General features: G+C 61.4%; 26 protein-coding genes and 1 riboswitch. Of the genes, 15 read left to right on the top strand and 11 right to left on the bottom strand.

Annotation, left to right across the window (positions count from 1 at the left end):
- The first annotated feature begins 50 nt into the window (after nt 1–50).
- Both CFE428DRAFT_RS36820 and CFE428DRAFT_RS00260 read left to right on the top strand, forming a co-directional pair.
- Nucleotides 51–323 carry a hypothetical protein gene (locus CFE428DRAFT_RS36820; protein WP_131989694.1) on the top strand — a complete coding sequence of 91 codons (273 nt, stop codon included), beginning with the start codon at nt 51–53 and terminating at the stop codon, nt 321–323.
- Complete coding sequence (locus tag CFE428DRAFT_RS00260) at nt 310–495, top strand: hypothetical protein (protein ID WP_006977383.1); 186 nt, start codon at nt 310–312, stop codon at nt 493–495. Before CFE428DRAFT_RS36820 ends, CFE428DRAFT_RS00260 begins: the two co-directional genes overlap by 14 nt.
- 12 nt (nt 496–507) lie before the next feature.
- On the opposite strand, the gene CFE428DRAFT_RS00255 is transcribed toward CFE428DRAFT_RS00260, so the two are convergent.
- From CFE428DRAFT_RS00255 to CFE428DRAFT_RS00240, 4 genes are read right to left on the bottom strand one after another with little or no spacing between them, the layout of a single operon-like run.
- Entirely contained in the window at nt 508–924 is a 417-nt protein-coding gene (locus CFE428DRAFT_RS00255; RefSeq protein ID WP_006977382.1) for an ExbD/TolR family protein, read from the bottom strand.
- 46 nt (nt 925–970) lie between these two features.
- The gene (locus CFE428DRAFT_RS32645; protein ID WP_006977381.1) at nt 971–1,450 is read right to left on the bottom strand and encodes an ExbD/TolR family protein; all 480 of its coding nucleotides are present in this window, start codon (nt 1,448–1,450) and stop codon (nt 971–973) included.
- A gap of 20 nt (nt 1,451–1,470) precedes the next feature.
- Nucleotides 1,471–2,385, bottom strand: a complete 915-nt coding sequence (locus tag CFE428DRAFT_RS32640; RefSeq protein ID WP_006977380.1) for a MotA/TolQ/ExbB proton channel family protein — start codon at nt 2,383–2,385, stop codon at nt 1,471–1,473.
- A 31-nt stretch (nt 2,386–2,416) separates the two neighbouring features.
- On the bottom strand, nt 2,417–3,181 hold the full coding sequence (locus CFE428DRAFT_RS00240; RefSeq protein WP_006977379.1) for an outer membrane protein assembly factor BamD: 765 nt from the start codon (nt 3,179–3,181) through the stop codon (nt 2,417–2,419).
- A gap of 65 nt (nt 3,182–3,246) precedes the next feature.
- On the opposite strand from CFE428DRAFT_RS00240, the gene CFE428DRAFT_RS00235 reads away from it, so the two are divergent.
- The 6 genes from CFE428DRAFT_RS00235 to metG all read left to right on the top strand — a co-directional run bounded on the left by CFE428DRAFT_RS00235 (nt 3,247) and on the right by metG (nt 8,644).
- Nucleotides 3,247–4,770, top strand: coding sequence for a peptidyl-prolyl cis-trans isomerase (locus CFE428DRAFT_RS00235; RefSeq protein WP_006977378.1), 1,524 nt, complete (start codon nt 3,247–3,249; stop codon nt 4,768–4,770).
- A 182-nt stretch (nt 4,771–4,952) separates the two neighbouring features.
- Nucleotides 4,953–5,294, top strand: coding sequence for a tetratricopeptide repeat protein (locus tag CFE428DRAFT_RS00230; RefSeq protein ID WP_006977377.1), 342 nt, complete (start codon nt 4,953–4,955; stop codon nt 5,292–5,294).
- Between the two features lie 3 nt (nt 5,295–5,297).
- A complete protein-coding gene (locus CFE428DRAFT_RS38575; RefSeq protein WP_006977376.1) occupies nt 5,298–5,588 on the top strand; it encodes a DUF421 domain-containing protein in 291 nt (96 codons plus the stop codon).
- On the top strand, nt 5,560–5,793 hold the full coding sequence (locus CFE428DRAFT_RS38570; RefSeq protein WP_006977375.1) for a DUF421 domain-containing protein: 234 nt from the start codon (nt 5,560–5,562) through the stop codon (nt 5,791–5,793). The genes CFE428DRAFT_RS38575 and CFE428DRAFT_RS38570 overlap by 29 nt, the downstream gene beginning before the upstream one ends.
- A 208-nt stretch (nt 5,794–6,001) precedes the next feature.
- The gene (locus CFE428DRAFT_RS00220; RefSeq protein WP_006977374.1) at nt 6,002–6,421 is read left to right on the top strand and encodes a YidB family protein; all 420 of its coding nucleotides are present in this window, start codon (nt 6,002–6,004) and stop codon (nt 6,419–6,421) included.
- 585 nt (nt 6,422–7,006) lie between these two features.
- Nucleotides 7,007–8,644 carry a methionine--tRNA ligase gene (gene metG, locus CFE428DRAFT_RS00215; RefSeq protein ID WP_006977372.1) on the top strand — a complete coding sequence of 546 codons (1,638 nt, stop codon included), beginning with the start codon at nt 7,007–7,009 and terminating at the stop codon, nt 8,642–8,644.
- 435 nt (nt 8,645–9,079) lie between these two features.
- On the opposite strand, the gene CFE428DRAFT_RS00210 is transcribed toward metG, so the two are convergent.
- The gene (locus tag CFE428DRAFT_RS00210; RefSeq protein ID WP_006977371.1) at nt 9,080–9,820 is read right to left on the bottom strand and encodes a rhamnogalacturonan acetylesterase; all 741 of its coding nucleotides are present in this window, start codon (nt 9,818–9,820) and stop codon (nt 9,080–9,082) included.
- Nucleotides 9,821–9,990: 170 nt separating this feature from the next.
- Between CFE428DRAFT_RS00210 and CFE428DRAFT_RS00205 the strand changes: the two genes are divergently transcribed.
- The gene (locus tag CFE428DRAFT_RS00205; protein WP_006977370.1) at nt 9,991–10,755 is read left to right on the top strand and encodes a hypothetical protein; all 765 of its coding nucleotides are present in this window, start codon (nt 9,991–9,993) and stop codon (nt 10,753–10,755) included.
- Between the two features lie 75 nt (nt 10,756–10,830).
- Here the strand turns inward: CFE428DRAFT_RS00205 and CFE428DRAFT_RS00200 are convergent, their stop codons facing one another.
- Nucleotides 10,831–11,844 carry an alpha/beta hydrolase gene (locus tag CFE428DRAFT_RS00200; RefSeq protein ID WP_006977369.1) on the bottom strand — a complete coding sequence of 338 codons (1,014 nt, stop codon included), beginning with the start codon at nt 11,842–11,844 and terminating at the stop codon, nt 10,831–10,833.
- A gap of 271 nt (nt 11,845–12,115) precedes the next feature.
- Entirely contained in the window at nt 12,116–14,191 is a 2,076-nt protein-coding gene (locus CFE428DRAFT_RS00195; protein ID WP_042724159.1) for an SPFH domain-containing protein, read from the bottom strand.
- A 131-nt stretch (nt 14,192–14,322) separates the two neighbouring features.
- A riboswitch (cyclic di-AMP (ydaO/yuaA leader) is annotated at nt 14,323–14,497 on the bottom strand.
- A gap of 220 nt (nt 14,498–14,717) precedes the next feature.
- On the opposite strand from CFE428DRAFT_RS00195, the gene CFE428DRAFT_RS38565 reads away from it, so the two are divergent.
- From CFE428DRAFT_RS38565 to surE, 4 genes are all read left to right on the top strand, one after another.
- Nucleotides 14,718–15,785, top strand: coding sequence for a helicase-related protein (locus CFE428DRAFT_RS38565; RefSeq protein ID WP_006977367.1), 1,068 nt, complete (start codon nt 14,718–14,720; stop codon nt 15,783–15,785).
- The gene (locus CFE428DRAFT_RS38560; RefSeq protein ID WP_006977366.1) at nt 15,782–17,245 is read left to right on the top strand and encodes an ATP-dependent helicase C-terminal domain-containing protein; all 1,464 of its coding nucleotides are present in this window, start codon (nt 15,782–15,784) and stop codon (nt 17,243–17,245) included. Before CFE428DRAFT_RS38565 ends, CFE428DRAFT_RS38560 begins: the two co-directional genes overlap by 4 nt.
- Nucleotides 17,246–17,568: 323 nt before the next feature.
- Nucleotides 17,569–19,188, top strand: a complete 1,620-nt coding sequence (locus tag CFE428DRAFT_RS00185) for a hypothetical protein (RefSeq protein ID WP_006977365.1) — start codon at nt 17,569–17,571, stop codon at nt 19,186–19,188.
- 46 nt (nt 19,189–19,234) lie between these two features.
- The gene (gene surE, locus CFE428DRAFT_RS00180) at nt 19,235–19,927 is read left to right on the top strand and encodes a 5'/3'-nucleotidase SurE (RefSeq protein ID WP_006977364.1); all 693 of its coding nucleotides are present in this window, start codon (nt 19,235–19,237) and stop codon (nt 19,925–19,927) included.
- A 272-nt stretch (nt 19,928–20,199) separates the two neighbouring features.
- Here the strand turns inward: surE and CFE428DRAFT_RS00175 are convergent, their stop codons facing one another.
- Nucleotides 20,200–20,559, bottom strand: coding sequence for a hypothetical protein (locus CFE428DRAFT_RS00175; RefSeq protein ID WP_157447389.1), 360 nt, complete (start codon nt 20,557–20,559; stop codon nt 20,200–20,202).
- Nucleotides 20,560–20,886: 327 nt separating this feature from the next.
- Between CFE428DRAFT_RS00175 and CFE428DRAFT_RS00170 the strand changes: the two genes are divergently transcribed.
- Nucleotides 20,887–22,131 (top strand): SHD1 domain-containing protein, encoded by a 1,245-nt coding sequence (locus CFE428DRAFT_RS00170; protein ID WP_157447388.1) that lies wholly within the window; start codon nt 20,887–20,889, stop codon nt 22,129–22,131.
- Nucleotides 22,132–22,293: 162 nt separating this feature from the next.
- On the opposite strand, the gene CFE428DRAFT_RS00165 is transcribed toward CFE428DRAFT_RS00170, so the two are convergent.
- The gene (locus CFE428DRAFT_RS00165) at nt 22,294–22,632 is read right to left on the bottom strand and encodes a P-II family nitrogen regulator (protein WP_006977360.1); all 339 of its coding nucleotides are present in this window, start codon (nt 22,630–22,632) and stop codon (nt 22,294–22,296) included.
- Between the two features lie 72 nt (nt 22,633–22,704).
- Complete coding sequence (locus CFE428DRAFT_RS00160) at nt 22,705–24,435, bottom strand: ammonium transporter (protein WP_420196869.1); 1,731 nt, start codon at nt 24,433–24,435, stop codon at nt 22,705–22,707.
- Between the two features lie 588 nt (nt 24,436–25,023).
- On the opposite strand from CFE428DRAFT_RS00160, the gene CFE428DRAFT_RS00155 reads away from it, so the two are divergent.
- The gene (locus CFE428DRAFT_RS00155; RefSeq protein ID WP_042724156.1) at nt 25,024–25,872 is read left to right on the top strand and encodes a glycoside hydrolase family 16 protein; all 849 of its coding nucleotides are present in this window, start codon (nt 25,024–25,026) and stop codon (nt 25,870–25,872) included.
- Nucleotides 25,873–26,059: 187 nt separating this feature from the next.
- On the opposite strand, the gene CFE428DRAFT_RS00150 is transcribed toward CFE428DRAFT_RS00155, so the two are convergent.
- Nucleotides 26,060–26,284, bottom strand: a complete 225-nt coding sequence (locus CFE428DRAFT_RS00150; RefSeq protein WP_042724155.1) for a hypothetical protein — start codon at nt 26,282–26,284, stop codon at nt 26,060–26,062.
- Between the last annotated feature and the right edge of the window lie 58 nt (nt 26,285–26,342).

Genomic DNA, 26,342 nt, shown 5'->3' with positions numbered 1-26,342 from the left:
CAGAGGTTCGTTCACACGAAACTCAATCCAACCACAAACCGCCAAATCCCATGAATATGCCCATTTCCTTGGAAGATTATCGGTTCCAGTATCCCAACAGCACCTCGATCCCGACACTTAGCCAAAGCGGCTTGATTGGTGGCTTGCTGGCGCGGCGTGAGCGCAGGCTGGCTCGCCGGGCTCAACGTCGGGCGATATGGAATTTCGTCGTCGGGTTGCCGTTCCGCGGACTGGCTTGGATCGTCGATTTGTTCCGTCCGCATGCGCCGGCCCCCACTCGCGCCCCACATATTCGCCGAGGGGGTATTTATGTCGCCGGCTGATGAGATCCGCGCCTATGCGGAACTGCGCCGGAGGATGCACGAAGCGTTGGCGGCCGAGCATCCCGAATGGATCGAGCCCAATGGCGAATCGCCGATGCTCAATCTCTACGATGAGCGCCTCGCCGAATTGCTCAAGCACCTGCATCCGCCGGAAGAGCGGGCGGTCGCTTGAGAAGATGGACGCTTAAGAGAACGTCAGATTCTTGATGCCCGCGGCAGCGCAGGCGTTCAAGACATCGATGATGCGCTCGTGGCGGGTCTCGGAGTTGGGCCGGATGATGACTGGGTCTTCCCCGCCAAAGCCTTGGGTGGCCTTGAGCCAGTCCCGCAAAGTGAGGAGATTCTTATCTGTCGGCGTGCCGAAAGCCTGGTTGTTGGCCACGACCTGGCCCTCGGGTGAGATATCGATGATGATCGGCGTTTTCGCCGTCGAATCCGCCGTGGCCTTGGCGCCGCTGGGGAGACTGATATTCAGCTCGTTCTCGGTGACCTGCGAACCGGCGCTGGCCATGAAGAAGAGCATGAGCACGAACACCACGTCGACCATGGGCGCGATCTGGAACCCGATGTCGCCGTCTTCTGAACCTACGCTACCAGCCATGAGCAGTTCCTTTCGTTAAGCATGAACGTAAAAATGAGTTGGGGGATTAAGGATTGTTCGAGTCCTTGTCGACCACTGAGAAGGTCACCTTGCCGACGCCGGCTTTGCCCGCGGCGATCATCACCTGCTTGAGGTAATCGTAGCGCACGTTGCGGTCGGCACGAATGAGGATGCGCATGTCGGCATTGGCCTGCACCTTGGTCTGCAAATAGCCGACCATCTGCTCGGGCTGGCCGAACTTGTTGTTGTCCACCTCGAGGCCACCGATGTTGGTGATCGGGTTCCAGGTGACGTTGACGATTGTCTGGCCCTTGGTGTTCTTCTCCGCCGGTTTGGCGTCTTTGGCCACCGGGAGGGTGATGTCCTTGTTGACCTGCAACACTTCCGTCGAGCTGATCGACATGAAGAAGACGAGCAGCACGAGCAGAATGTCGATCATCGGCGCGATCTGGAACTCCGGATCTTCCTCGGGAGGAAGCCGGGTCGCCTGCCGGTTCTGCTTCGCATGTGTCGCACGGTGGGCCATGGATCAGGTCCCTTAAGGGCTTAGGCTTCCCAGTCGAGGGTCGAACCACAGTGCGGGCAGGGGTTCACGCCGGGCGTGACCGAGCCGCCGCAGATCGGGCAGGCCGTGGTGAGAGCGATGGAAACTTTGCGCGCACCCGCGGCGATTGCACCGCCACCGGAATTAAAGCTGTCGCCCACCTGCACGCCCTGGAGTTCGTCGAAGGGAATGTCGAGGAGCAGCGAGTTCACCACGTCGTCCGCGTGCACGATGCACATCTGGGAGATGTTGCGGAAGACGTAGTAGGAAACGAAGGCCGGGATGGCGATGAAGAGACCGCTCGCCGTGGCGAGGAGCACTTCACCGATCTTGCCGGAAAGCGCGCGTGGATCGCTGATGCCGCTGCCGGCCAGAACGCGGAAGGCGCCCATCATACCAATAACGGTGCCGAGCAGCCCGATCATGGGGCTGACGACCCCGATAACCGAAAGGTAGCTGTTCCGCGTGCGGAGCATGGTGGCTTCGCGCAGGCCATGTTCGGCCACCGCGTCTTCCACGGCTTCCTTGCCACGGCCGATGCGGGTGAGGCCGGACTTGAGGACGTTGGCGAGATAGTTGCGGTTCGCGTTGCAGGTCTCCCAGGCTTCCTGGTAGTTGCCGGCGAGAATGGTCTGCTGCAGGGCGGCGATGAGCGGCGGCGGGGCGAGCTTCGCCTTGCGCAACTGCATGATGTTCTGGATGATGAACGTCACCATCGTCACCGAAGTGCCGATGATCGCGCACCAGATGAGCATGATCAGCGGGCCGCCTTCCTTGATCGTTTCGAAGACGCTCTGGCCACCGGGAGGCGCAGCAGCGGCGCCGTCATCCTGCGCCAGGCCGGTGGCGCGGCTCAACAAGACGGTGGCAACACAAAGGGCGAGAGGAATGTAACGGCGGAAGCGGGGGTGGATCATAGTGACTGACTTTGAAGAGAAGAGGTGAAAATCAAGGAACGACGACATCGGGGTGGGCGGTGCGCAGGGCCTCGGCATGTTCCTGTGCGGCGGCAACGGCGACACGGTCATAGTAAAACAGGGTTACCGTGCGCAAATAATCTTCGAGGGCGCCGGGTAAATTTCCGGTGGCTTCCTTGACTTCGCCGCTCACCAGGAAGGCCTGGCTGTAGGCGAGGGCGTTGGCCGCCGTCACGGTCTTTTCCTTCAGGGCTGCGTCGGTGATCGGCCCGATCTTTTGCTTGGCCGTCTCGAAATCCTTCTTGGCGACCGCCAGGCGGGAGAGGCCGATCTCGGATTGCAGCGAGCCGCCGTTCGGGTAGAGCGTCTTGAAGTCGTTGTAGGCGGCTTCCGCCTTCGAGATATCGTTGAGGGCAATGTAGGTATCGCCGAGCATCCCCGTGGCGTGCTGCGCCCACGTGGAGGGCATCCCCTTGAATTTGGCGGTGACTGCCTTGAGCAGGGTGAGCGCTTTGTTGAAGTCCTTGGCCTGATAGGCGGCGACGGCCTGGGCGTATTCCGGCGGAGCGGGCATCCGGACCTCCTTGATGTTGGCCAGCGGGAGGCCAAGCTGGCCCTGACCCACGTAGAAATCGAGCATCTTGCCGGAAGCGGAGACGCCGATGATTTTTACCGAGCGTTGCTGGTTGTCATTCGTGATGATCAAATCCTGCGCGCGGGCGGTAAAAGCCATCAGCAACGCGATACCGGTGGCAAAAAGGAGTTGCTGGATAGTGAGGGGGGCACGTAGCTTCATGCGCTCTGCGGGGCGGAAGCTAGTAATGCAGTCGCCCGAAAGCAACTAAGAAACTTCCCCAATTCATGGTTCAGCATCTTTTCCGAAAATATCAGCAGGCGATTATGATCTCCGTAACGGTGCTGACGATTATATCCTTTGCGCTCCTTTATGGTCACACCGACGCCCTGGACCGGAGCGGAAGTGGCAAAGTCGCCGTCATTTACGGCAAGAATATCTCCCTCCCGAGTGCCCAGCGTGGCGTCCGCAAGGGCGATCTCTGCCGGCAATTGGCCCAGATGGAGGCCTACCAGCCCAAGCATCCGATGATGGATCTGTATCAGGCGCTGGCCGTGAACCGGCAGGAAGCGCGCGAGAATTTCTTCTTCAACAGCCTCGTTCTCAAGCATGAGGCCGACGAACTCGGGGTGAGCGCCACCGAGGACGAAATCTTCGCGGCCACGCAGGCCCTCCCCGCCTTTCAGACCAATGGCGCCTACGATTCCCAGAAGTACATCATGATCGCCCAGAATGTCCTGCCCAGCATGGGGTTCACGACGGATGATCTGTCCGAGTTGATCGGCGATTCCATCCGTTTCCAGAAGGTAAAGGCCCTCCTCGGGACGACCGTGGCGCCGTCCGATAGCGAGATTCGCGATAGCTTCACCCAACTCAACCAGAAGACCGAGGCTTCGGTGGTGCGCTTCAAGCTCGACGACTTCCTGGCCACCACCCAAGTGCCGGAAGAGGACGTGAAGAAGCTCTACGAAGAGCGGAAGTCGACGCTGAAGACCGATGAAACCCGCAAGGTGCGATTCGTGGCCTTCACCCTGCCGACCACGGACAAGCCGCTGACCGGCCCCGCCCGCGTGAAGGCGCTGACCGACCTACAAAAGAAGGCGGAGGATTTCAGCGTGGCAATGACCGACAAGAACGCGAAGTTCGACGAAGTGGCGGCCAAGTACAACGAAAAGGTGCAGGAGTCGCCGGAGTTCCCCGCCTCCAAGCCGCCGGAGGCCTTGGAGTCCTCGAGCGAAATCGGCGCCGCGGCCTACAAGCTCACCAAGGACCAGCCGAACAGCGACGTGCTCGAGACGCCCCGCGGTTACTATGTGCTGCAGCTCGCGAATATCACGCCGCCGCGTCCGCTCGCCTATGAAGAAGCCAAGGCGAACCTCGCAGACACGCTCAAGCACGAGCGGGCGCAGGAAGCGCTGAACCTCAAGGCCACCGACGTGCGCAACAAGATTGAAGAAGCGATCAAGGGCGGCAAGACCTTCGCCGCCGCCGCTCAGGAACTCGGAGTCAAGGCGGAGGATTTCCCGGCCTTCTCGCCGAAAGAACCGAAGATGGATCAGCCGAACGCCATGGAAGTGATGCAGGCGACCGGCGATCTTCATCAGGGGCAGGTCAGCCCGGTGGTGCCGAGCTCCGATGGCAGCTTGATCGTTTACGTCAGCAAGCGTCTGCCGATCGACGAGGCCAAATACAAGGCCGACAAAACCCAGCTCGCCGACAGTCTCGCCGAATTCCAGCAGACGGCGCTCTTCCAGCAGTGGCTCAAGCTGCGCCGTGCCGCCGCGCAACTGGAGAGCCATTTCCGCGCGTAGAGCGGAAAGTTGATGGCTGAGAGTTGAGAGCCGCGACATCTTCTTCCCCGCTTTCTCAACTCGGCGCATTCCTTAAATCCCTCCCGCGCATGCTCTGCTTTTATCATCAGGACATGGAAGCGGTCGGGATTTGCAAGTCTTGCGGGCGTGCCATTTGCCATGTTTGCTCGACGCACTAGACGATGAGCCTACCTCCTGAGATCGAAGAGCTTTTTGACGATGCCAATGGCGATCTCGCCTTGGGCGACCTGGAGGCTGCGGTGGAGAAGTATCGCCGCTGCACCGAGCTTGCGCCGGATTTCTTCGATGGCTGGCACGCGCTCGGCATGGCGCTAATGAAGGTCGGTCAGTACCCGGAGGCGATCGAGGCGGGACTGAAGACCGTGGAGATGCGGCCCAACGAGCAGCTCGCCTGGTCGAGCCTTTCGCTATTTTACGTGCGTGCCGGTATGATCAAGGAAGCCGAGTCCGCCAGCGGCAAGGCGCGCATCCTGGGCTGGGGCGGCAAAGTAAAGAAAGACTGACCTATGGACGCAGGCGCCGGCAATCTCTGGTCCTTCAACGGCGGTGTGTGGTGGCACTTCATCGTGCGGGCGGCGGTTGTCTATTTGATGGTGCTCACTGTCATCCGCATCTCGGGCAAGAAGCAGGTGGGGCAAATGACACCGTTTGAGCTTGTCCTCTTCCTGCTGCTGAGCAACGCCGTGCAGAATTCGATGAATGGCGGCGACAACTCGATCACCGCCGGGGCGATTCTCGCGTCTACGCTCATCGGGCTTTCGCTCATCCATGAGCTGGATCACGCGCCGGTCCCGTAAGCTGGAAAAGATCATCGACGGCGAGGCGGAGATTCTCATTCACAACGGCAAGCTACGCCCCCACGCCCTCGAAAAGGCTGGCCTTACCCAACACGAACTGCTCGCGGCCCTGCGGGAGTCAGACTGCGCGGCCATCGCCGACGCCCACACCGCGATCCTCGAGACGAATGGAAGGATTACGGTGCTGACGCGGAAGCGGGAGTAGGAAGGCAGGAAAGACAGAACATCCAACATCCAACGTCCAACACCCAATGAGGAACGCGCGATACCGCACACGCTTGCGCCATTGGATGTTGGACGTTGAGTGTTGGGTGTTGGATGTTCTGCCCCTCCCACTGCAGAGTTGACCCCGCACAACGCGCGCCCGAAACTCTCTGCCTCCGTTAACGTCTCTTCCAACCCTCTATTTTCCTATGGGCCTCTTCGATTCTCTGCTCGGTTCCGTCCTCGGTGGCGGCGACAAAACGCAGATCCTCACCAGCCTCGCCAGTTCCCTCATCGCGGATCACAGTTCCGGCCAGGGATTGGGGGGCTTGCTCCAGCAATTCGAAAGCGCCGGCCTTGGCCATGTCGTCCAGTCGTGGGTCGGCTCGGGGCAAAACCTCCCGGTCTCGGCGGAGCAAATCGAGCAGGTGCTCGGCAGCCAGTTCGTCCAGCAATTCGCGCAGCAGCACGGCATCGATCCGAACCTCGCCTCGGCCACGATCGCGCGGGTCCTTCCGCTGCTCGTCGACCACCTCACGCCGAACGGTCAGGTGCCGGTGCACGGCCAGGTGCAAAGCATGCTCGCGAGCTTGCTCGGCGGTGGCGCCGTTCCGCCGCCGGCGAGCTGAGTTGGAAAGATAAATTCGAAACCGGGAGCCATAGACGCTTGCGTTCCTGGAGTGCGGCTGTCCCCTGCCGCTTTCGAGAGTCGATTCCCAAAGCGGTAGAGGACGCTCAGCATTACCCACATCTTTGCTCGGTGTTTGGGCGTCGATACAGATAGCGCCTTGGGAGCGGCGACTTTCCAGTCGCCGACCGGAACAAACGCGCGGAGCGCCATCTTTGGGGCGTCGCTCCGCGACGCAGGGTCTTTTCTAGAAAGTCGCCCCTCCCAGTGAGCCGCAGCCGAATTCCCGCTGTCCCTAAACCGACAAAAAGATGTGGGTAATGCTTAGAGAGGACTACCGCATCTCCAAAACGCCGTCGCGAAACGCTTCGCGCAGCGTAGCTCGCGGGCGTTGACTGGCGAAATTCTTCTGTCGTCGCGATAGCTTTCCTAAGGACACGCTCACAAGATCTGCCAATCGATCTCGAAAGTACCAATTTGGTTCCAGTGCGCTACTGACTCGACGAACTCAACGGAGTCGTCGAAATTCAATGGTTCTGGCAATACGGCGACAACTCGCGCATCCAGTAAACTCCTTTTTCCCAACATGGCTGAGACCTTTTTCATCACCACCGCAATCGACTACACCAACGGCGCGCCGCACATCGGGCACGCGTACGAGAAGGTGCTGGCCGATGTGCTCGCGCGTTTTCATCGCTTGAAAGGCGAGGACGTTTTCTTTCTCACTGGTGTCGATCAGCACGGGCAGAAGGTGCAGCAGAGCGCCGAAAAGCAGAGCGTGGAGCCGCAGCAGTTCGTCGATGGCATCACCGCCAAGTTTCTCGCGCTGTGGAAAAAGCTGGAGGTCGAATACGATGGCTGGGCGGCGACGACCGATCCAAAACACAAGCAATGTGTACGCGCGATCCTGCAGCGGTTGTGGGATGACAAGGGCGAGGATGGTCAGAGCAAGTGGCTCTACAAGAAAAGCGCGGGCGGCTATTACTCCGTGCGGCAGGAGCAATTTCTCACCGACAAAGAGCGCGGGCCGGATGGCGAATTTGGCCCGGAGTGGGGACAGGTCGAGTTTCGCGAAGAGGAGAATTTTTACTTCCGCCTGCTGCCGCACAAGCAGTGGCTGCTCGATCTCATCGATGCGCGCAGCAAGGCGGGCCAGCCGCTCGTCGTGCCGGATTTTCGCGTCGCCGAGCTGCGCAACGCGGTCGAAAAGCTCGAGGGTGACCTGTGCATATCGCGTCCCGATACGCGGCTGAAGTGGGGCATTCCTTTTCCCGAAAGCTTCGGCGCGGGGTTCGTCACGTTCGTGTGGTTCGACGCGTTGGTGAACTACATCAGCTTCGCGCCGGATTACGATCCCACGGCGGCCCGTCCGTCGGAGAAGTTTCTCCAGTACTGGCGCAACATCGTGCACGTCATCGGCAAGGACATCCTCATCCCCGCGCACGGTGTCTACTGGCCGATCATGCTCAAGGCGATCGGCTTCGCCGACGAGGAAATCCCCACGCTGCTCGTGCACGGCTGGTGGAACATCAAGGGCAAGGGCGGCGAGAGCGAGAAGATGAGCAAGACGCTCGGCAACGTCGTCGATCCCGACCTGCTCGCGGACAAGTACGGCGCCGAAGCGGTGCGCTATTATTTGATGAGCGACATCGCCACTGGGAAGGACAGCGACTTTTCCGAGGAGCGGCTCATCCAGCGTTTCAACACCGATCTCGCCAACAGCCTCGGCAATTTGCTCAATCGCACGCTCAACATGGTGGCGAAATACCGCGAAGGGATTTTGAAACGCACCGACGCGGATGCGCAGAGCCCGGAATTTGCCCGGGAAGGTGTGGAAGCGTACGTCTCGAATATCAATCCGGCCAACGCGGAGCCGCTGCTCCACCATGCCATCGATCGGGCGATCAATATCGCGGTGGCTTGCAATCAATCAATCGACGCGGAGAAGCCGTGGGCGCTGGCCAAGGACGCAACGCAGGCGGAACGCCTCGATGCGGTGCTTTACCGGCTCGCGGAATCGCTGCGCATCACCGCAATCCTGCTCTCCCCGGTGCTGCCGAAATCGGCGCATGGCATCTTCGATCAGCTCAATTGGAAAATGGATTTGAGCGGCAAGGCCGAGCGCTTCCATTTGGCCGAGGCACAGTGGGGCGGCTTACCCGATGGGCATCAGCTCGGCAAGCCGACGCCACTCTTCCCACGCATCGAAATCCCGAAAGAGTAAGCGCACCGGCGCGTCCACACGCCCGTAGCGGCGCCGTTCCCGGGCATCGGCTGAACCTTCGCGGAGGGACGTGCTCCTCTCCGTTTTCCATCATTGTGGGCCGGACGGAATGAAGAGCGGGAACTCGCGGGGTATCCGTTCAGCGAGCGCCGCTGCCAGCCCGGAGGGCGGCCGGACCGTAGCCGGGGGTTGAGCGAGCCTGCGAGTGACACCCCCGGGAAATCATCCACAAATGAATGCACCCCGAAGGTGGTGCCGGAATTTCTCGCTGAGAGGAGATTCCACCATCCCTCCGGGATGGAACCCGTGGAGGACGGGTGTTCCGGGGGTGGCGCTCGCAAGCTCGCTTACCCCCGGCTACGTTCCGGCAGCCCTCCGGGCTGAGAACAACGCACGCCAAACGGATGCCACGCGCGAACGCTTCCCTCCGAGGTGTTACTTCGCCGCGCCGGTGGCCTTGAGCAACGGCTGCAACGCCGGCACTGCACTCGGCAGTTTGCTCATCACCAACTCCGCCATGGCGCGGGCGCCCTTTTCGCCGAAGTGCGTGTTGTCGCCGGGCTTGTTTTCGAGTTCGTGGCACTTCTCCTGGCCAAGCTTGAGATACAGCTCGCCGCTCATCTGGTGGAGATCGACGACGGGCACGTGCAATTCCGCGCCGATGGCCTTCATCGCATCGGCATAGGGCGCGAGGATGTCTGTAAGTTTGCCATTCGAATCAAAGGTGCGCCGGTGCATGGGCGTGACAAAGACCGGCACGGCGCCAATCCCGCGCGCCTCGGTCACATACTGCCGCAGGTAATCACGATAATCGCTGGCGGCGTCGGTCGCTTCCGGGTGGTCCTTGGCGTGGGAATCGTTGTGACCGAACTGGATGAGGATGAACTGCGGTTTCTCGGCCAGCGTCTTGGCCCAGCGGCCTTCCTTGATGAACGTCTTCGTGCTGCGCCCGCCGGCCGCGAGGTTCACGATCTGCACGTGGGGGTTGAAATAGTCGCCGATGTAATGCCCCCAACCGCGGCTGGGGCTGTCCTCGGGATATTCGCAAACGGTCGAGTCGCCGATGACGGCGATTTTCACGGGAGTGTCTGCGGCGGCGCGAACGGTGGCGAGGCCGAGGCAAAGGACAGCGAGGAAGGAAAGGGCGCGGGAGAACATGGGCAGGGGTCGGATCATTTCGCCGGAGTGTAGCGAATGCAAGACTCCCGCCGAAACTGGGAAAGGAGCCCCTATTTGCGCTTCCCCCGTTTATTTCGCGACGGCCCGAGCCGTGAATGGCGCACGGGCACCGTGATTTTGCGGGTTATGCTTCTGGTATGGGTACTCTTTTTGCTAAATCACCAGTGATGCATGCCATCCCAGCCGTTGTTTTTCTGATCGCCGCCCTGGCTTGCGCTTTTATCGGCCGCATCCTGCTCATCAATGCGGCATTCGGCGCGAGCACCCTCTGGGGCTTCACGGTGCTGTTCGTTCCTTTTGGTCCTCTCTTCTTTCGGATGAAATACCGCGAACTGGCGTATCCCACGCGCTATTGGCGCATGGCGACCCTGCCGCTGTTCGCGCTCTTTATCGCCAACGGTGGGAGCATGAACACCCTGCACGGATTCAAGGGTTTTTCCCTGCAGTCCTTGGAGGATTTGGCCAAGCCGAAGACCGAAGTCGCATCCGCGGGGGATACGCATTTCAAGCTCCCCGGAACTGATGCGCTCAAAACGGCGGCCGCGATGGCCGTCCCCACACCAGCACCGACGCCGGTGACGGCAACGACTCCTGCGACGAAAACGGCGGCTCCTGTAGCGAATGCGACGGTTCCTGCGACGAACGCAACGGCCCCCGCGGCAACGCCTTCGAAGGGGGTGGCGGCGGCGATGTCCACGATGCCCGCCGCACCGAAGGTGCTTTCGCTGGCGGAACGGCTGGAGGCGAATCGCAAGGAATTCGAGCGACTGGCGGAATGGTATACGAACTTGAAGAACGAACGCGGCTATCTGCGCAAAGGCGACGCCGCGGGGGTGATCGCCTATAACGCGGAAGCGGCGAAGTATCAGACCGCGCTGCAGCTCGCCAAGACGGAGCAGGCGGATCTCGCGAAGCTCGCGGCGAAGCAGTAGCAGAGAGTGCTTAGTTCTCAGTGCTCAGTATTCGAGCTCGATACGGAGACTAAGGACTAAGCACTTTTCCCGCAATCACCGCAGCGCGCCGATTGCAGAAGCGAGGAACCCGTGCACCGAATGTCGCCATTGGTCGGGCGCGCGGTTGAGATAAGCGGCGTGTCCCTGGCCTTCGAATAGTTCGAACGTGCCGTGCGGACCGAGCGCCTTGGCGATGGCGCGGGCGTTGGGCAGGCCGACGCGGAAATCACGGTCGCCCTCGAGGAGCAGCGTTGGGCATTGCACGTCGCGCGCGTAGTCGACGGGGTTCATCGCGAAGCCATCGAAGCCGAGTTGCCTGCTGCCCCAGAAGGTGAGCAGATTCGCAAACGGGACGCCGGGAATGCCGAACGCGCTGAAGCGATGCGCCACGGTGGTGACGAGGCGATCGTACGGCGCTTCGAGAATGAGCGCGGCTGGCTGGACGGTGTGGAGATGTTCCGCGCGGAGGACGGCCGCCGCGCCGAGCGACATGCCGAAGAGGACCTGCGGCGCATCCGGCCGGTAACGGGCCGCCTCACGACTCGCCGCGGCCACATCGTCCGCCTCATACCAGCCAATGGTCGTGGTATAACCTTGCGAGCCGCCGACGCCGTGAAAATCCACCAGCCACGCTTCGTAGCCGAGGCCGTGAAATTCGCGTGCGTAATTGAGGAGCGATTCCTTGCTCGCACAATAGCCAGGGAAGAGGAGGACGACGGGCTGGCCGGGCTGGCCAGGGATGCGCCAGGCCTCGAGTTGCAGGCCGTGAGAACCGGGGAAGTGCAGGCTTTCGTAATCGAGTTTGCGATCCGCGGGCGTGAGATGATTTACCGGACGCGGAAGCGAGAGTGTGCCGAGGAAGAGCCGCGTTTTGTCCCAAGTCGTCATCGGCACATGAATGTGCGGTCGCACCGCATTCGGTACGTAATGGGTCATCGTCCGCGCGGCGATGTAGGCGGCGCCATTGACCACGATGAAGGCGACAAACAAGACGACGGCGAAGAAAATCCAGATGCGTCGCAAGGTGCGCCGCGTCGGGCAAGCGGGTGTGGAGGTGGGATCGGCCATGGATACGGATACGAAAGGTGAGCGAGAATTCTTACGCGAAAGAGTCAGCGACAGATTCAAGACGAGACAAAGAGGTTCCGCGTTCAAAACGCCGAAGAGGTTCGCGGGGTTACGAAGAGAAGGATGAAGGATGAAGTGAAGTGCGCGGCGCGGTTTGTGTGGAAGGGCGAGCTTCGTGATCAAACTACACACGCTTCTTCATCCTTTCCCCGAAAAAACAAAAGAGCCGTGGCGGATCGGACGCCACGGCTCTCGTTCCTTGTGAGCTACCTTAGTTCACGCGGATGATCTCAGTCTCCTGCTCGGGCTCCGTGCCCGCGGGAGTCTTCGGCGCAGCCGGCGCTTTCGGTTTCTCCTCGAAGCCGCCGATACTCTGCCAGGTGGTCAGCACCTGCATGATGGACTGGAACAGCCCAGTCTCGGCCGGGGTCTTGCCATCGCCGCCCTGACTGAAGAGCACGACGCGCTCCGGCACCAGCGGTTGCTCGCTGTGGGCGAGCTGTTGGGACACAATGCTGAGCGCATACAGGCGCGGGTCAGTGAAGGCTTCCACCTTCTGCCGGCTGACGTTCGCTTCGGCCTGGCCGATCTGCGCGATCTTGGCGCCTTCGCCCTGACCTTCGAGTTCGGTGGCCCGGGCCCGGCCTTCGGCCAGCGCGATGTCGCGTTTTGCCAACCGTTCGGCTTCCGCGAGTTGGGCCGCACCGCGGTTGCCCGCGATCTCGATCTCCACGCGCGTTTGCGTGAGCTGGGTCTGGCGCTCGGCTTCGGCCTGCGCATGGTTCAGCAGCTTCTGTTGCACCGCGGCTTCCTGTTGCTTGCCAAAGGTCGCCTTCTGCTCCTCGGCCAGACGACGCTGGCGGAGTTGGTCGAAGAGACGGTCGATCGGGTCTTCCTGGCCGGGCTTGAGCGGCCCGGTTTCCGGACGGCCGATGAGCACTGCCACGCAGTTGATGTCGAAGCTCTGGAACCGGCGGCCGAGTTCCTCGGTCGCGCGGCGCTGGATCTCTTCGCGGCTGGTCAGCAGGTCGAGCATGTTCGAGGCCTGGGCCACATCGCGGAAGTAAGCGGTGAGGATCGGGTCGAGCGTTTGCGTAATGAGCCGGCGCACATCGCCGAAACGTTGCACGACGCGCGGCGCCTTCTCGTAGTCGATATGGAGCACGAGGGAGAGCGGCAGCAGCGGCTCATAACCGTCCGCCGTGATGAGCGGGATGCTCGTCAGGTCTTCATCGTAACGATGCGCCTCCGTCTGGCCGGTGATCCAGCGCAGGACGAAGTTCACCGTGGGCACGAGCTCGACTTTGATGGCATACGGGTTCAGCGCATACTTGCCCGGCGGCAAGGCATCGCGCCACACACCGCGGCGGCCGGCTTCGACCTGCACGCCGTAGCGGAACTGCGGGCCGGTGACGTCTTCACCGGCGGAGCCATAGTAGCTGATGACGACGCCGACGTAGCCGATCGGGATGAGCGTTTTTGGTTGCAACTCAACCGTGGCAAACCAGCGGTTGATGAAGTACGTGCCGTCCGTGAGGACCTGCAATTGCTTGCCGCGGCGGCCGCCGAGCGCCAGGAACGTATCCGGATCCTGGAAGTAATTGTGTCCGCCCGAGGCGCCGTCGCCGACTTGCGGGGCGATGAATTCACCCGGGTCGAGCGTCGGGCCGTCAGCCACGGTGATGATGCCGATGAGGTCGTGCGGCGAGAGCTTCGCGGCATCCGTCTGCACGGCATGATCGCCACTACGCTGGGAGTAGAAGGCGGAGCCCACGAGCACGGGCGAAAAGCCGCGCGCGGTATCCAGCTCCTGCTGCCACGAGGCGCATTGCTCGCGCTCCTGGCGGCTCACCGGCCCGGCATGAATGCCTTGCTCGGTGATGACGACAAAGAGCGCCGTATTGATGGCGTAGACGCCTTCACGCAGGATGGCGCGCTGGCGGCCACGCTGGCCGTTGTTGGTCAGGAACGCCACGGGATCCTGGAAGCCATTGCATTCCACGATCGAGCCGAGCGTCTGCGACGCGGTCAGGGGATGACCGTCGCGCGCATAGACGTAGCCGATGCGGCCTTCCGCGATGGTGACCAGCGGCACGGTGTGCACGCTGTACATGTAGAACGGATAGCCAATGTGCAGGCCACCACGCAGTACGCGCGCCTGGTAACCCGCTTCACCAGCCAGAGCGATGATGCGGCCGTGACCCAGCGAACCCTTTTCGGACCATAGCTTTTCCAGGATGCCGACACGACGGTGCGGAATGTATCGAACACCGATCAGCCAATAAACGGCCATGATCGCGAATCCCCCTATCACGACCCAGTAAACCACAGAGAATAGGACAGACATGCCGTCCATAATTTTTGCTTTCTAACTTGTGCGCCGTGGCCCTTGCGAGAGGCCACCGCGCGGTGACGTTCTGAGGGCATCCAGGCCGCCGCGATCCGCCGTGTTACCACGGCCAACCGGAGGGCATCCTATCTGCCTCTTGATTGCATGCTGACGGAGTTAGCTGTCGGGCTTGGGCCATCAAGTGCCCCCGGCGCCGCAAGCGCCGTTCGCCCCGAAGCCGCGCGACAAGTTTTTCACGCGCGGCGGTCATTGGATCCCCCGCTGCCCCGGCCACTGGGCCGAGACATTAAGCTGGCAAAGAACTGAGTCACTCATATCAAACGGCTTATCGGCAGCAAGTGAAATCGGAATGGTGGCATTGATTGAACCAATTATCATTTCCGTGGCATAGGTTTGGCTGTGTATTGATTCTTAATCCTTAATCGTAATATTACTCTTAATCCCTCAGCCTCAGTGGTAAGATTAAGAGGCCTGGACGCTCACGGCTATCACCCCAGAAAATTCCTGCTATTCGTCTCTCCCCTTGAATCGCCGCGAACTTCCCATCTTCGAACTCGAAAACAGCCTCGTGTCTGCGTTGCGCCAGCACTCGCGACTCGTGCTGCAAGCGCCCACTGGCTCGGGCAAGTCCACGCAGGTTCCGCAGATCGTTCTCGACCAGGGGCTCGCCGGGGATGGCGAGATCGTCGTGCTGCAACCGCGCCGCCTCGCCACGCGCATGCTCGCGGCCCGCGTTGCGCACGAACGCAGCGTGCGCCTGGGGGATGAAGTCGGCTATCAGATCCGTCTCGATAAGGTGATCTCCGCGCGGACGCGCATCCGCTTCGTTACGGAAGGGGTGTTGCTGCGCCAGATGCTTTCCGATCCGAAGCTCCGCGGCGTGAGCGTCATCGTCTTCGATGAATTTCACGAGCGCCATCTCTACGGCGACATCACCCTCGCCCGCGCGCTCGATTTGCAGGAGACGCTGCGCCCCGATCTCAAGCTCGTCGTCATGTCCGCGACGCTCGATGCGGGTTCGTTGCAGAAATATCTCGCGCCCTGCGAACTGCTCACCTCGCGCGGGCGCACCTTTCCCGTCGATATCGAGTATCTCGACAAATCGCTCGGCGATCTCCCGGTGTGGGATGCGGCGGCGGATGCCTTCGAGACGCTTGCCCGGGAAAGCGACGGCGACGTGCTCGTCTTCATGCCGGGCTCGTACGAAATCCAGCGCACCATCCAGGCGATTAAACACACGCGCGCGGGCGGCCAGTGCGTGGTGTTGCCGTTGCACGGCGAATTGCCGGCGGGTGATCAGGATGCGGCCGTTGCGCGGTACGACCAGCGCAAGGTCATCGTCTCGACGAATGTCGCCGAAACCTCGCTGACCATCGAAGGCGTGCGCCTGGTCATCGACAGTGGGCAGGCGAAGATCGCGCGTTTCGATCCCTATCGCGGCATCAACACGTTGCTCGTGGAACGGATCTCGCGTGCCAGTGCCGATCAGCGTGCGGGTCGCGCGGGACGCACGGCGCCCGGGTCGTTGCCTGCGCTTGTGGACCGAGCGCGAGCATCAGGATCGCGCCGCGGCAGGAACTCCCGGAGGTGAAACGCCTCGATCTCGCCGAGGTCGTGCTCACCTTGAAAGCGAGCGACGTGGAAGATGTGGCCGCTTTCCGCTGGCTGGAGCCGCCGGACGCGCGCGGCCTCGAGCGTGCCCTCACGTTGCTCACCGATCTCGGCGCGCTCGATAGTGTCGGCAGCATCACGCCGCTCGGCCGCCGGATGCTCGCCTTTCCCGCACATCCACGTTATGCGCGCATGTTGCTCGCCGCCCACGAACTCGGCTGCGTGCGCCCGGTCGCGCTCATCGCCGCGCTCACCCAAGGCCGCAACCTCCTGCGCCGTGCCGAAGGCAAGCAGATGCAGGAAGACCGCGAAAGCTTGCTCGGCGAAAATGCCGAGAGTGATTTTTTTACCCTCATGCGCGCGCATCGTTTTGCCGAGCAGCGCAATTTCAATCCGCAGGCCTGCCGCCCACTGGGCATCAATGCCATCGCCGCGCGTGAAGCTGCTGCGCTGACCGATCAATTTCTGCGTATCGCCAAGGACGAGGACCTGAACATCGAATCCGGCAATGTGACCGACGAAGCGCTCCAGCGCTGCGTGCTCGCCGGTTTCCCCGACATGGTTGCCATGCGCCTCGATAGCGGCACGCTGCGTTGTGCGCTGGTGCATGCCCGTCGTGGAGTGCTCGCGCGCGAAAGCGTGGTCAGCACGCCGCTGCTCGTGGCGAGTGAAGTGCGCGAAGTGGAAATCCGCGGCGAAGTGGAAACGTTGCTCACGCTGGCTACTGCAATCCGCGAAGAATGGCTGCGCGAACTTTTCCCCGATGGCTTCGCTGAAACCGCTGAGGTCTATTTCGATGCCACGCTCCGCCGCGTCCTCGCCAAACGGCAGACCCGCTTTCGCGATCTCGTCTTGCATGCCGAGCAGTCCGACAAGGTTCCGGCGGAACAAGCCGCGGCGTTACTCGCGCGTGAGGTGGAAGCCGGCACGTGTCCGTTGAAGAACTGGGACAACGCGGTGGATCAATGGATCCTGCGCCTGAACCAGCTCGCGAACTGGTATCCGGAATTCGAATTGCCTAAGATCGGCGACGACGATCGCCGGATGCTCGTTGAACAAATCTGCCTCGGTGCGACGAGCTACAAGGACATCAAGGAACGCCAGGTGTGGCCGACGGTGAAGAGCTGGCTCTCCCCCGCGCAGCAAGACCTGCTGGAGAAATACGCTCCCGAGCGCATCGAGCTGCCGAACGGCCGCAAAGCGAAAATTACCTACGACACGAAAGCCGCACCGACGATCGCGACCCGCATCCAGGATCTCTACGGCGTCGACACCGAAATCCGCATCGGCGGCAATCGCGTGCCAGTCGTCATCCAGGTCCTCGCGCCCAACCATCGCCCCATCCAGATTACGTCTAACCTCGCGACGTTTTGGAAAGATAGCTACCCGAAGATCAAACAGGAGCTGCAGCGTAAATATCCACGGCACGAGTGGCGGTGAAACGATTTGCACTGGTCGCCGCAAACAAACGGCGCGCCCGTCGTTCACATGCGGTCATCCTGAGCGCAAGGAAGGAGCCTAAGCGACTGACTGCAGTCGAAGGATCTCCAATATCCGTGGGCGAAGGCGGTGGGGGTAGCGTGTGTCACTCGCAAAGTGGGGAAGCTCCGCGCGAGAACCCGCAGAAATTGGAGGTCCTTCGACTCCGCCCATGCTTCCCCGCTTCGCTCAGGATGACCGTGATTGTAATTCGGCGCTGCCGCTCCATGCTGCGCGGGACCTGAAATTGAAACCGTTCTGGTTAGTCCGGCAGCCCCCAGTCAATGAGAACCTCATTCCTCCCCGCGGTCGCTTTTGCTTTCCTGCCTGTCATCTGTCTCGGGCAACAGAACCCGGCGAATGGCGCAGTCACATCCCATTCCGGCGGTCTGCACGGCTATATCGGGTTCAGCGCGACGCGCCCGGCAGAGCATTCCGAGTACAGCGCCGGCATGGGATTTTATACCGCAGTCTGGCCGCTGATCGATCAGCCCTTGGCCAATTTTCAGATCGGCCTGGCTGGCGCGTGGATCACGCCGGACAATTCGGACAACAAAGATCGTCCGCTCGCGCCGGAAGGGACGCTCGCCCGCAAGTGGAAGGAACGCGGCCCCACCTGGGACAGCGTTTTCCAAACGGTGGAAGGCGGACTCGGGTACTGGGCGGGCAACCACTTCCGCTACGGCCCGCCGAAGTTCAGCATGAATGCCACGCCGCAATGCTATGACTACGAAGTCGGTTCACCGGGCTGGTCATTCTTTTACAGCAACGCTGCGCTCCCGGACAATCGGCTGGGCGTAGCCCAACTGAGCAACCGGTTGCTGATTCCGCCCGACGCGCTGCCCTTCCGCGGGACGCCCAACGGTGAGTTCCTCGGCTACACCTGGATGGCGTTGCCCTTCACCGATCTCACCACGGACGATCCGCCGACGGGCGACCAGAGCTGGACCTGTTTTGTCAGCGCGCAAAACTTCAAGGGCCCGATCGCTTATTACATCCCCGAGACCTGGAGCAAGATCGGGAAGATTTTCAATTATCCCTTCGATTACGGGCGCGGTCTCGATGCGCGCCCGGGCAAAATGGGCGGCGGCGCCATGGAGATCAATACGGTGCCCCGGTTGGATACGACGGACGCACAGGGCGTGACTTACTCGAAGATTCCGCAGTTGCATTTTCCGGTCGATGCGGCGGGCCGGGCGTACCTCGTGGAAGACGTAACCTATTACTCCAGAGCGGCTCTCTACGATGCCTTCAAGGCCTGGCGTGACGGCGGTCCGCCTTGCACCGGACGTTTCGAGCCGAAGGGAGCGTGGAAGTCCACGTTGACCACCAAGACCCCGCGCTTTGATCAGGAGGGTCGGAAGATCCACGGCGTCGAGCAGGCCTTTGATACCAAAGTCTTTGAGGGAAATGTGTGGGGGTTGCAGTGGTCGAAGAGCGCGCTCAGCACGGTCGGCGTATTCCCTCAGTATTTCAAACGGACCGGAGAAGAACAAATCGCGGTCGCGGCAGCAGAGGTCCCCGCGGCGCTGCAATCTCACGATTTCAAACTGGCCAATGCCGGTGAGCCCTACACCTCCCCGAACGTCGGCGCCTGGAGTGAACCCGGTCCCAGAAGTGGGCCCTTTACGGTGAAACTGGCTGACGGCTCAGTCGTGACTTATTCGTGGTATCGGTTCGTCGATCAGCCGTCCTTTCAGCAGTACCACTGGAGTGCGGAGAAGAAGGCGAAGCTGCAGGCTTTCGTGGAGAAGATCCACGCGACCTGGCCGATCGATCGGGAATACATGCCGCCACCGAGTCGAGGGGCGCTCGTGTCATTCGATCCCGCCCTGCTGGTGACGCCGCCCAAGGGTTTGGAAGTGGGCTATGTCCCGATCGTCACGCGCCAATCGGCGCCGTGAGCGGTGTCGCGCTTCCGTTCTCTTCGTATTTCGCTAGCTTGCGCGGATGAATCTCCTGCTCAGCAACGACGACGGCATCGATGCGCCCGGACTGGAAGCGCTCCTCGCCGCCGCGCGTGAATTTGGCAACCCTGTGGTCGTCGCCCCCGCGACCCCGCAATCCGGCGTCAGCCACAGGGTCACATGGGAGAGCAGGCTGCTTCTCGAACCCCGTGGCGAAGATCATTTCGCCGTGCATGGCACCCCGGCCGATTGTGCCCGACTCGGTTTGCTCCGAGTGGCGCCGGATACGAAATGGGTGCTCAGCGGGATCAACGACGGCGGCAATCTCGGCGCGGATGTTTATTACTCCGGAACCGTCGCCGCCGTCCGTGAAGCTGTGCTGCACGGTTGGCCCGGGATCGCCTTCTCGCACTATCGCCGGGAAGGCAACGAAGACCTGGACTGGGCGCGAGCGACACGCTGGACCGTGCGCGTCCTCAACGAGTTGCTCGCGCGCCCCATCGAGCGCGGCCTTTTTTACAACGTCAATTTTCCCCACCTCGCGCCTGGCGAGGCCGAACCTCCCATCGTCTTTTGTCCGCTCGATCCTCATCCGCTGCCCCTCAGCTATCGGCACGAAGAAAACGGCGAGCACTATTACAATGGCCATTACCACTCCCGGCAACGCACCGTGGGCGCCGATGTGGACACCTGCTTTTCCGGCGACATCGCCGTGACAGCGATCCGCTTGTTTTAGAGCGGTTCTTGAAAGTCATTTCCGAATCGCCGGAGATGCTGGAGGGCCGAGGTGGCGGAGGGGAATGGTGGTGGCCGGTGATGGGCGAGCTACCGCGCCGTCGGTGCTGAGAGGAAACGCGCGTTTCGGCACCCCTAAACCGCGCCAAACCCACAATCTTCCGGGAGTTTGAAACTACAACATCCTTCGCGCCAAGAAATCCCCGCTTGGCGCGAAGGAGTGTAATAGGATCGATTGACTTGAATCAAGATCGTTTCCTGTTCGGTAGGGCTCTAATTTGATTTGCCGGTGCTTCCCATGAATTTCCAGGCCGCCGCATTCAGCCACAAGACGATGATGTGGATGACGATGTAAGTCATCAGTGAGTATGCTCCGGTGGCAACCACGATCGACCTTTGCATCCAAATAGACGCAAGCATTCCGAGCAACGCGCCGGCGCGAATGCGCTGGAGAATGAGAACGGCGGAGACCACCAGGAGCAGCATTCCAATCCCCTGAATTGCCGCGTTGGCCGCACCCCGGGCTTCCCAGATTTTAAAAGCAACGTGGCCTTTTAAAACGGCCAACACGAGGCAACCGCTAGCGGCAAAGCCGTTGATGACGACCTGCAGCTTTTCGATTCGCTCGCTCACCCCTCCATGATTTCCGCAATACCGGCGCCAGTCCACGCCGGAATTGATGCCAAGCCCCGAAAAACACTGCTGAAATAACCCCATTCCAATGCGTCAAATCGGCCAATGCCCAAATTAGGGCACTGCCTCCTATTCGGGCATCGCATTCAATGACGATCCATCGGCTGATCTGCCAGACCATTTAAATGGAACTGCAGTCTCGATCACGTGCGGCAGGAGAATTCCGGGGAGCGCACTCGAGAGGGGGTGAGCGTCCGTTACCGAATCCGTTCGTGCATTTTCCCCCGATTCATGAATTATCACCGACCGAAAGGCAGAGGTGACCCCATGAATCGAATAGCAGGTATCCCCGGAAGCGGCCTGATGGCTGGTGGCCTGGCATTGCTTCTCTTGACCCACGCGAGCATCGCGCAAACACCGGTTCCCGCGAGCGCCGTGCGCACGTGGACCGATCAATTGGGACATGTCAGCCGGGCGGCCTTCGTGAGTGCCAACGACACGTCGGTGACGTTGCGCCTGGAAAACGGCAAGGAGGCCTCCATTCCGCTGGCCGTTCTGTCGAAAGCCGATCAGCTTTACATCCAGCAGCAAAGAGGACGTCCTGCTACGCCCGGCGCTTCCCCGTTGATTCCGACAGGCAAGCCGCTGACGTGGCCGGGCGTGGTCTCGGTCGATTCCAAGGCGCTGAACATCGTCGCCGGCAAACAGGACCCGGCGGCGCGGCAATTCGAGTACGAATCCGGTTCCTTCGAATTCACCGCCAACGCTCCGCTCAGCGCCAGCGTGATGCGCGATGTGGCGATCGATTTCGAGCTCGGCCAGGCGTTGTTCAATCAGCTCCCCTGGGGCTGGCAGCCGAAGCCGAAAAAGGGCACGCGCTTCCGGGTGTTCATTACGGAAACACCGGAGGATTTTGCCGCGGTCGGCGGCCAGCCACGCACGATTGGCGGCTCGAAGGATGACTACATTTTCGAAAAGATGTCGGCTCTCGGCCTGCAAAAAGTAGGGCAGCGTTACGCCTTCGATTACAAGATCAAGAAGGAGGGGGACGTGCTCGGTCTCACCTATCGCTTGCTGGCCGGTGACCTGCGGCAGTACACCCTGCCCTGGTCCGAGCTTGGCTTTGAAGAGCTCATTCGCCACGTCGCCTATCACTCCGGCACTTTGCGCTTCAACGGACTGGAGCCCTTCCTGAAAGGGCAGATCGAGGCTCGCGCCCGGCAGGAAGTGAAACCCGAGGTGAAGCGGTTGCTGGCTTACCTGCGGATGCCGCGGACCGGAGAGCGCACGAATGACGAGACGCTGCTCCGTGAGCACTATTTCGACGGACTGCTGCTGGTGTATTTTTTCGGGTTCCTCGATGGTGATGGCAAGGGCACGCGGCTGCATCAATACTATCAACAGGTCGCCCAGGAAGCGCTCGCCGCTCGCGATGCCGCGACGCGGTCTCCCATCAGACCCAGCGATCGAGCGCTCCAACTCGTCGAGACGCTGACTGCCGGTCGCTCCGATGAACAATTGCACGACGAGCTGATGGCCAAGTACCGCGCCATCGGGATCAAACTTCAATAGTCCTATTCTTCCTATCGGTCCTATACCTCCTATTCGGGAGATAGGAGGTATAGGAGAAATGGGAGTTATAGGAGCCGGCGCCTCCCCCAAAACGCAAACCGCCGGCGATGAGCTCGTGGCCACCGCCGGCGGTCTGGTTGTTTTGTTGGTGTAGTCTTGGCTTTAGACGGCCTTGTCGCCGTGCTCATCCGTGCGGATGCGGATCGCATCTTCCACGGCGGAGACGAAGACCTTGCCATCGCCGATCTTGCCGGTCTTGGCGGCCTTCACGATCGCGCCGACCGCTTGATCCACGAGGTTGTCCGTGAGGACGATCTCGAGCTTGATCTTGGGCAGGAAGTCGACGGTGTATTCGCTGCCGCGATAGATTTCGGTGTGGCCTTTCTGGCGGCCGAAACCTTTCACTTCGCTGACCGTCATGCCTTCGACGCCGATTTCGGCGAGGGCTTCCTTCACTTCCTCGAGTTTGAAGGGTTTGATGATTGCTTCGATTTTTTTCATGCGTTTCTAATCCTGTTTATGGTGTGGCGGGTGTCCCGGTGGCGAGCACCAGAAGCGAAATGCCAGGCACTCTTAGATGTAGCCCTCCTCTTGATGGTCGGTGAGGTCGAGACCCACGGTTTCTTCCTCGGGCGTCGGACGCAGGCCGATGACCAACTTCACGATGAAGCCGAGGACGAGCGAGCCGACCACCGAGAGGACGAGCGTGATCGCCACCGCTTCGAGCTGCTGCACGACGAGCGTGCCGCTATGGATAAACTTGTCGACGTTCGCTGCGAGGTTGGGGTTGACCGCGTCCGGGTTCACCTTGCCGTCCGCGAGCTTGGCGGGCACCGCGAGGATGCCGGTGATGATCGCTCCCGTCGTGCCGCCCACGGCGTGCACGCCGAAGGTATCCAGCGCGTCGTCGTAACCGATGGCGCCCTTCACGAACACCACGAAGATGTAAGGAATGACTGCCGCAACCAGGCCGACGATCATCGCACCATTCGGGCTCACGAAACCGCAAGCCGGCGTGATGACGACCAAGCCCGCTACGATACCCGAGCAGAAGCCGAGGATGGAGGCGTGACCCTTGTGAATGAGCTCGATGAGCGCCCAGACGAAGCCCGCGGTCGCGGTCGCCAGCGTCGTGGTGGTGAAGGCGTTGGCGGCCACACCGTCCGCGGCCACAGCCGAGCCGGCGTTGAAGCCGTACCAGCCGACCCAGAGCATGCCGGTGCCGACCATACAGAGCACCATATTGTGCGGAGCCATCTTCTCTTTGCCGAAGCCGAGTCGCTTGCCAAGGATGAGGCAGAGGATGAGCGCGCTCCAACCCGAGGTCATGTGCACCACGGTGCCGCCGGCGAAGTCGATCGCCTTGATGGCTGCCGCCGGATAGTGATCCGGGCTGCCGCCGTTCCACACGCCGTTCATCAGGCCGCTGATGCCCCACACCATGTGGGCCATCGGGAAGTAAACCACGAACATCCACAGGGCGATGAAGAGCATGATCGCGCTGTATTTCATACGCTCGGCGATGGCGCCGACGATGAGCGCCGGGGTGATGATGGCGAACATCAACTGGTAGCAGGCGAAGACGTTCTGCGAGACCCAGTAGGAGTAGTCGGTGTTCGGGGCACTATTGACGCCCTTGAAGAAGAAGAATTCGCTGCCGCCGAGGTAAGGGCTGTTGAAGCTCTTGCCGAAGACCAGCGAGTAGCCGAAGGCCCACCAGAGCACGGTGACCAGACCGGCGCAGCCGAGGCACTGGGCGCAGACGCTGAGGACGTTCTTGCGACGGACGAGGCCGCCGTAGAAGAGCGCCAGGCCGGGCAGGGTCATGAAGAGCACCAGCGCGGCGCTGGCCATCATCCATGCGTTGTGACCGGGGCCGGAGGTGGCCGTGCTGGGAGCCGCCGCCGCGAGGGCGTCGGCGCTGAGCTTGGCCCATTCCGGAGGCAGGGTTGGGTTGCCATCCTTGTCCTTGGGACCCGTCTTGAGCGGAACGGTCGGGTCGCCATTGGTGAGGTAAGCTTCGAGCATACCCACACGCGCCTCGAGGGTCGGCGACGGGCCGGTAGCGGCAGCGGTTTCAGCGGCGGGTGCAGCTGCAGGTGTGGCGGCGGCGGGAGCGGCGGGCGCTTCCTTTGCTGCCTCGGCAGCGGGAGCGGGCGCGGCAGCCGGAGCTGGTTCCGCGGGAGCGGCTGCCGGAGCAGGCGCGGCTGCAGGCGCCGGAGCGTCCTGAGCCGATGAGGTGGCGACGAAACCCGCCCACGACAGCATAGCCGCCGTCGCAAGCAGGGATAACGTTCGGTTCAATTTCATACAGGGTAGTTGGTGGCTTGGTTTGTTTTTGGTTTTTGCTGCCGCCACTCCGGACCCATCCCGCGCGGGTCAGGCGCGGAAATTTTCATTCGGGGAAGCGAATTTCGGGGTCGATTTGTCGGCGGGCGCCCCTTTAGCAGCAGGTATGCCAGCCCTGTCAGCGCCAGCGATTTACAGAGGAAAATGGGATGGCGACCACCAAATTACCGGCCCGATCGGTGGTCAAAAGGCGACAACAGAATCCGAGCTGGTTAAAATGAACCAGTTGGCTGATTTCGCTTCAACAGTCGTCCGAGCCGCGAAAAGCCGCTGCCCATCGTGGTGAACTCGGGCTTCGTGAGACGCAAGTTCGGAGAAGCTCGAAACCGAATGCCGGAGTGCCATTGTGACCGAAGGGATGGAGCCGGATTACGACAACCGGGACACAGCCGATCATTCGCTCCCTCTGTAAATGGCCTTCGGGCAGCTTGGCATAAATTTAGCTAGAAGTTAATCTGCTTGCGCTATATTGTGTAAGCAGAAGCGCGAATGCGACTACTCTGTCCTCCGCTGAGCGCCATCGGCCTTCTGGCCTTGGTTTCGATGGCTTCTTCGCCCCTTGTGGCGGCTCCGCCCACCGGCTGGAAGCTGGTGTTCAACGATGAATTCGAAGGCCAGACACTCGACGCGAGTAAATGGAGCACGGCCATGGATTTCCCAGGCACCCACGGCCCGCGCTATCACAACGAATTTTACCTCAGCTACACGCTGGATGAGGATGTGATCGTGAGCGACGGCGTGCTGCGGCTCCGCACCGAGAAGCGCTTGGTCTCCGGTCAGGAACCGATGGGGCTCTTCGACTATTCACAGGGGCTTGTCTCGACGCGGGATCATTTCACGTTCACGTATGGCTACGTCGAGATCCGCGCCAAGTATCCGGGCGGCAAGGGAATGTGGCCATGCTTCTGGCTCATGCCGGAGGATGAAAACGCCTGGCCGCCGGAGTTCGACATCGCCGAGTACTACGGCGGTCAGCACAAGATGCATCACGGCCTCGCTTATGGCTCCATGAGAGAGACCAAATGGGACAGCTCCGTGGATGCCGAGACGGATTTCATCAACGACTGGCACACCATCGGCCTCGAGTGGACGGCGGGAAAGGCCGTGTGGTATGTCGACGGCGTTGCGTGCAAGACCGTGACGGCCGATTACGTGCCTGGCGTGCCGATGTATGTGATCCTGAGCAATAGCGTGGGCGCCGCGGGCAGCGCCGCCAGCGCGCCGGATGAAAACACCGTCTTCCCGAACGACTTCCAGATCGACTACATCCGCGTCTATCAACCCGGACAACCGATCGTGAAAACCGAGCCGCCCGCGCCGCCGGTCAAAGCGCCGGCCCTGGAGCCGACCAAGCCGATCATCGCCGTCCTCCCCGCGGCTCCGCTGCCGTGATTGCGCAGTGGGTGAGGTCCTCTAGGAGTAGTGCCCGAGACAGAGCTTGGAGGGAAGCGCTCCATCGCTTCCTTGGCGAAGCTTGCTCCCAGCACGGACAGAGGCTCGCCCAAGGACCTGCCACCACTTGTCCCGTACGCCCGCAGCCTCGGCGGCGCCCTCCAGGCGGCCGCTCATTCCGAAATGCTCACGCGCGGTTGCGTCGAGCCGGGCGGGCGCGCAGCTTAAGCAGCGAAAGAAACCCGGCCACTTCGACAAGTCCTTCTGCTTCCCGACGCTCTCTCGTCGAGAGCGGTTTCCCCGAATCCTGCTGATCGAGCAAGGTGGTAAGGCGTCGCTGGACAGCTGCGGGAAGCTTGAAACCGGCCAAGCCCGCTGGAATAGGCAGGTCGATCGAGACGGCGCGGTTCATGTCCAGATTTCTCAAACGAATAGCCGGAGACTCAAAGTAGGTTTCCGTTCGGCAGGCA

The sequence above is a fragment of the Chthoniobacter flavus Ellin428 genome, assembly GCF_000173075.1.
Taxonomy (GTDB): Bacteria; Verrucomicrobiota; Verrucomicrobiia; order Chthoniobacterales; family Chthoniobacteraceae; genus Chthoniobacter; species Chthoniobacter flavus.
Note: the sequence above shows the minus strand (reverse complement) of the source record. Positions and strands in the feature narration are given on the sequence as shown.

Bases quoted from the DNA above. Each gene is read 5' to 3' on its own strand.
- CFE428DRAFT_RS00195 (WP_042724159.1), bottom strand. From the start codon at position 14,191: ATGTCTGTCCTATTCTCTGTGGTTTACTGGGTCGTGATAGGGGGATTC.
- CFE428DRAFT_RS00255 (WP_006977382.1), bottom strand. From the start codon at position 924: ATGGCTGGTAGCGTAGGTTCAGAAGACGGCGACATCGGGTTCCAGATC.
- CFE428DRAFT_RS00200 (WP_006977369.1), bottom strand. From the start codon at position 11,844: ATGGCCGATCCCACCTCCACACCCGCTTGCCCGACGCGGCGCACCTTG.
- CFE428DRAFT_RS38570 (WP_006977375.1), top strand. From the start codon at position 5,560: ATGAGCTGGATCACGCGCCGGTCCCGTAAGCTGGAAAAGATCATCGAC.
- CFE428DRAFT_RS00235 (WP_006977378.1), top strand. From the start codon at position 3,247: ATGGTTCAGCATCTTTTCCGAAAATATCAGCAGGCGATTATGATCTCC.
- CFE428DRAFT_RS00240 (WP_006977379.1), bottom strand. From the start codon at position 3,181: ATGAAGCTACGTGCCCCCCTCACTATCCAGCAACTCCTTTTTGCCACC.
- CFE428DRAFT_RS00155 (WP_042724156.1), top strand. From the start codon at position 25,024: ATGGCTTCTTCGCCCCTTGTGGCGGCTCCGCCCACCGGCTGGAAGCTG.
- CFE428DRAFT_RS00230 (WP_006977377.1), top strand. From the start codon at position 4,953: ATGAGCCTACCTCCTGAGATCGAAGAGCTTTTTGACGATGCCAATGGC.
- surE (WP_006977364.1), top strand. From the start codon at position 19,235: ATGAATCTCCTGCTCAGCAACGACGACGGCATCGATGCGCCCGGACTG.
- CFE428DRAFT_RS36820 (WP_131989694.1), top strand. From the start codon at position 51: ATGAATATGCCCATTTCCTTGGAAGATTATCGGTTCCAGTATCCCAAC.
- CFE428DRAFT_RS00150 (WP_042724155.1), bottom strand. From the start codon at position 26,284: ATGAACCGCGCCGTCTCGATCGACCTGCCTATTCCAGCGGGCTTGGCC.
- CFE428DRAFT_RS00205 (WP_006977370.1), top strand. From the start codon at position 9,991: ATGCATGCCATCCCAGCCGTTGTTTTTCTGATCGCCGCCCTGGCTTGC.
- CFE428DRAFT_RS00220 (WP_006977374.1), top strand. From the start codon at position 6,002: ATGGGCCTCTTCGATTCTCTGCTCGGTTCCGTCCTCGGTGGCGGCGAC.
- CFE428DRAFT_RS32640 (WP_006977380.1), bottom strand. From the start codon at position 2,385: ATGATCCACCCCCGCTTCCGCCGTTACATTCCTCTCGCCCTTTGTGTT.
- CFE428DRAFT_RS38575 (WP_006977376.1), top strand. From the start codon at position 5,298: ATGGACGCAGGCGCCGGCAATCTCTGGTCCTTCAACGGCGGTGTGTGG.
- CFE428DRAFT_RS00170 (WP_157447388.1), top strand. From the start codon at position 20,887: ATGAATCGAATAGCAGGTATCCCCGGAAGCGGCCTGATGGCTGGTGGC.
- CFE428DRAFT_RS00185 (WP_006977365.1), top strand. From the start codon at position 17,569: ATGAGAACCTCATTCCTCCCCGCGGTCGCTTTTGCTTTCCTGCCTGTC.
- CFE428DRAFT_RS00260 (WP_006977383.1), top strand. From the start codon at position 310: ATGTCGCCGGCTGATGAGATCCGCGCCTATGCGGAACTGCGCCGGAGG.
- CFE428DRAFT_RS32645 (WP_006977381.1), bottom strand. From the start codon at position 1,450: ATGGCCCACCGTGCGACACATGCGAAGCAGAACCGGCAGGCGACCCGG.
- CFE428DRAFT_RS00165 (WP_006977360.1), bottom strand. From the start codon at position 22,632: ATGAAAAAAATCGAAGCAATCATCAAACCCTTCAAACTCGAGGAAGTG.
- CFE428DRAFT_RS00210 (WP_006977371.1), bottom strand. From the start codon at position 9,820: ATGATCCGACCCCTGCCCATGTTCTCCCGCGCCCTTTCCTTCCTCGCT.
- metG (WP_006977372.1), top strand. From the start codon at position 7,007: ATGGCTGAGACCTTTTTCATCACCACCGCAATCGACTACACCAACGGC.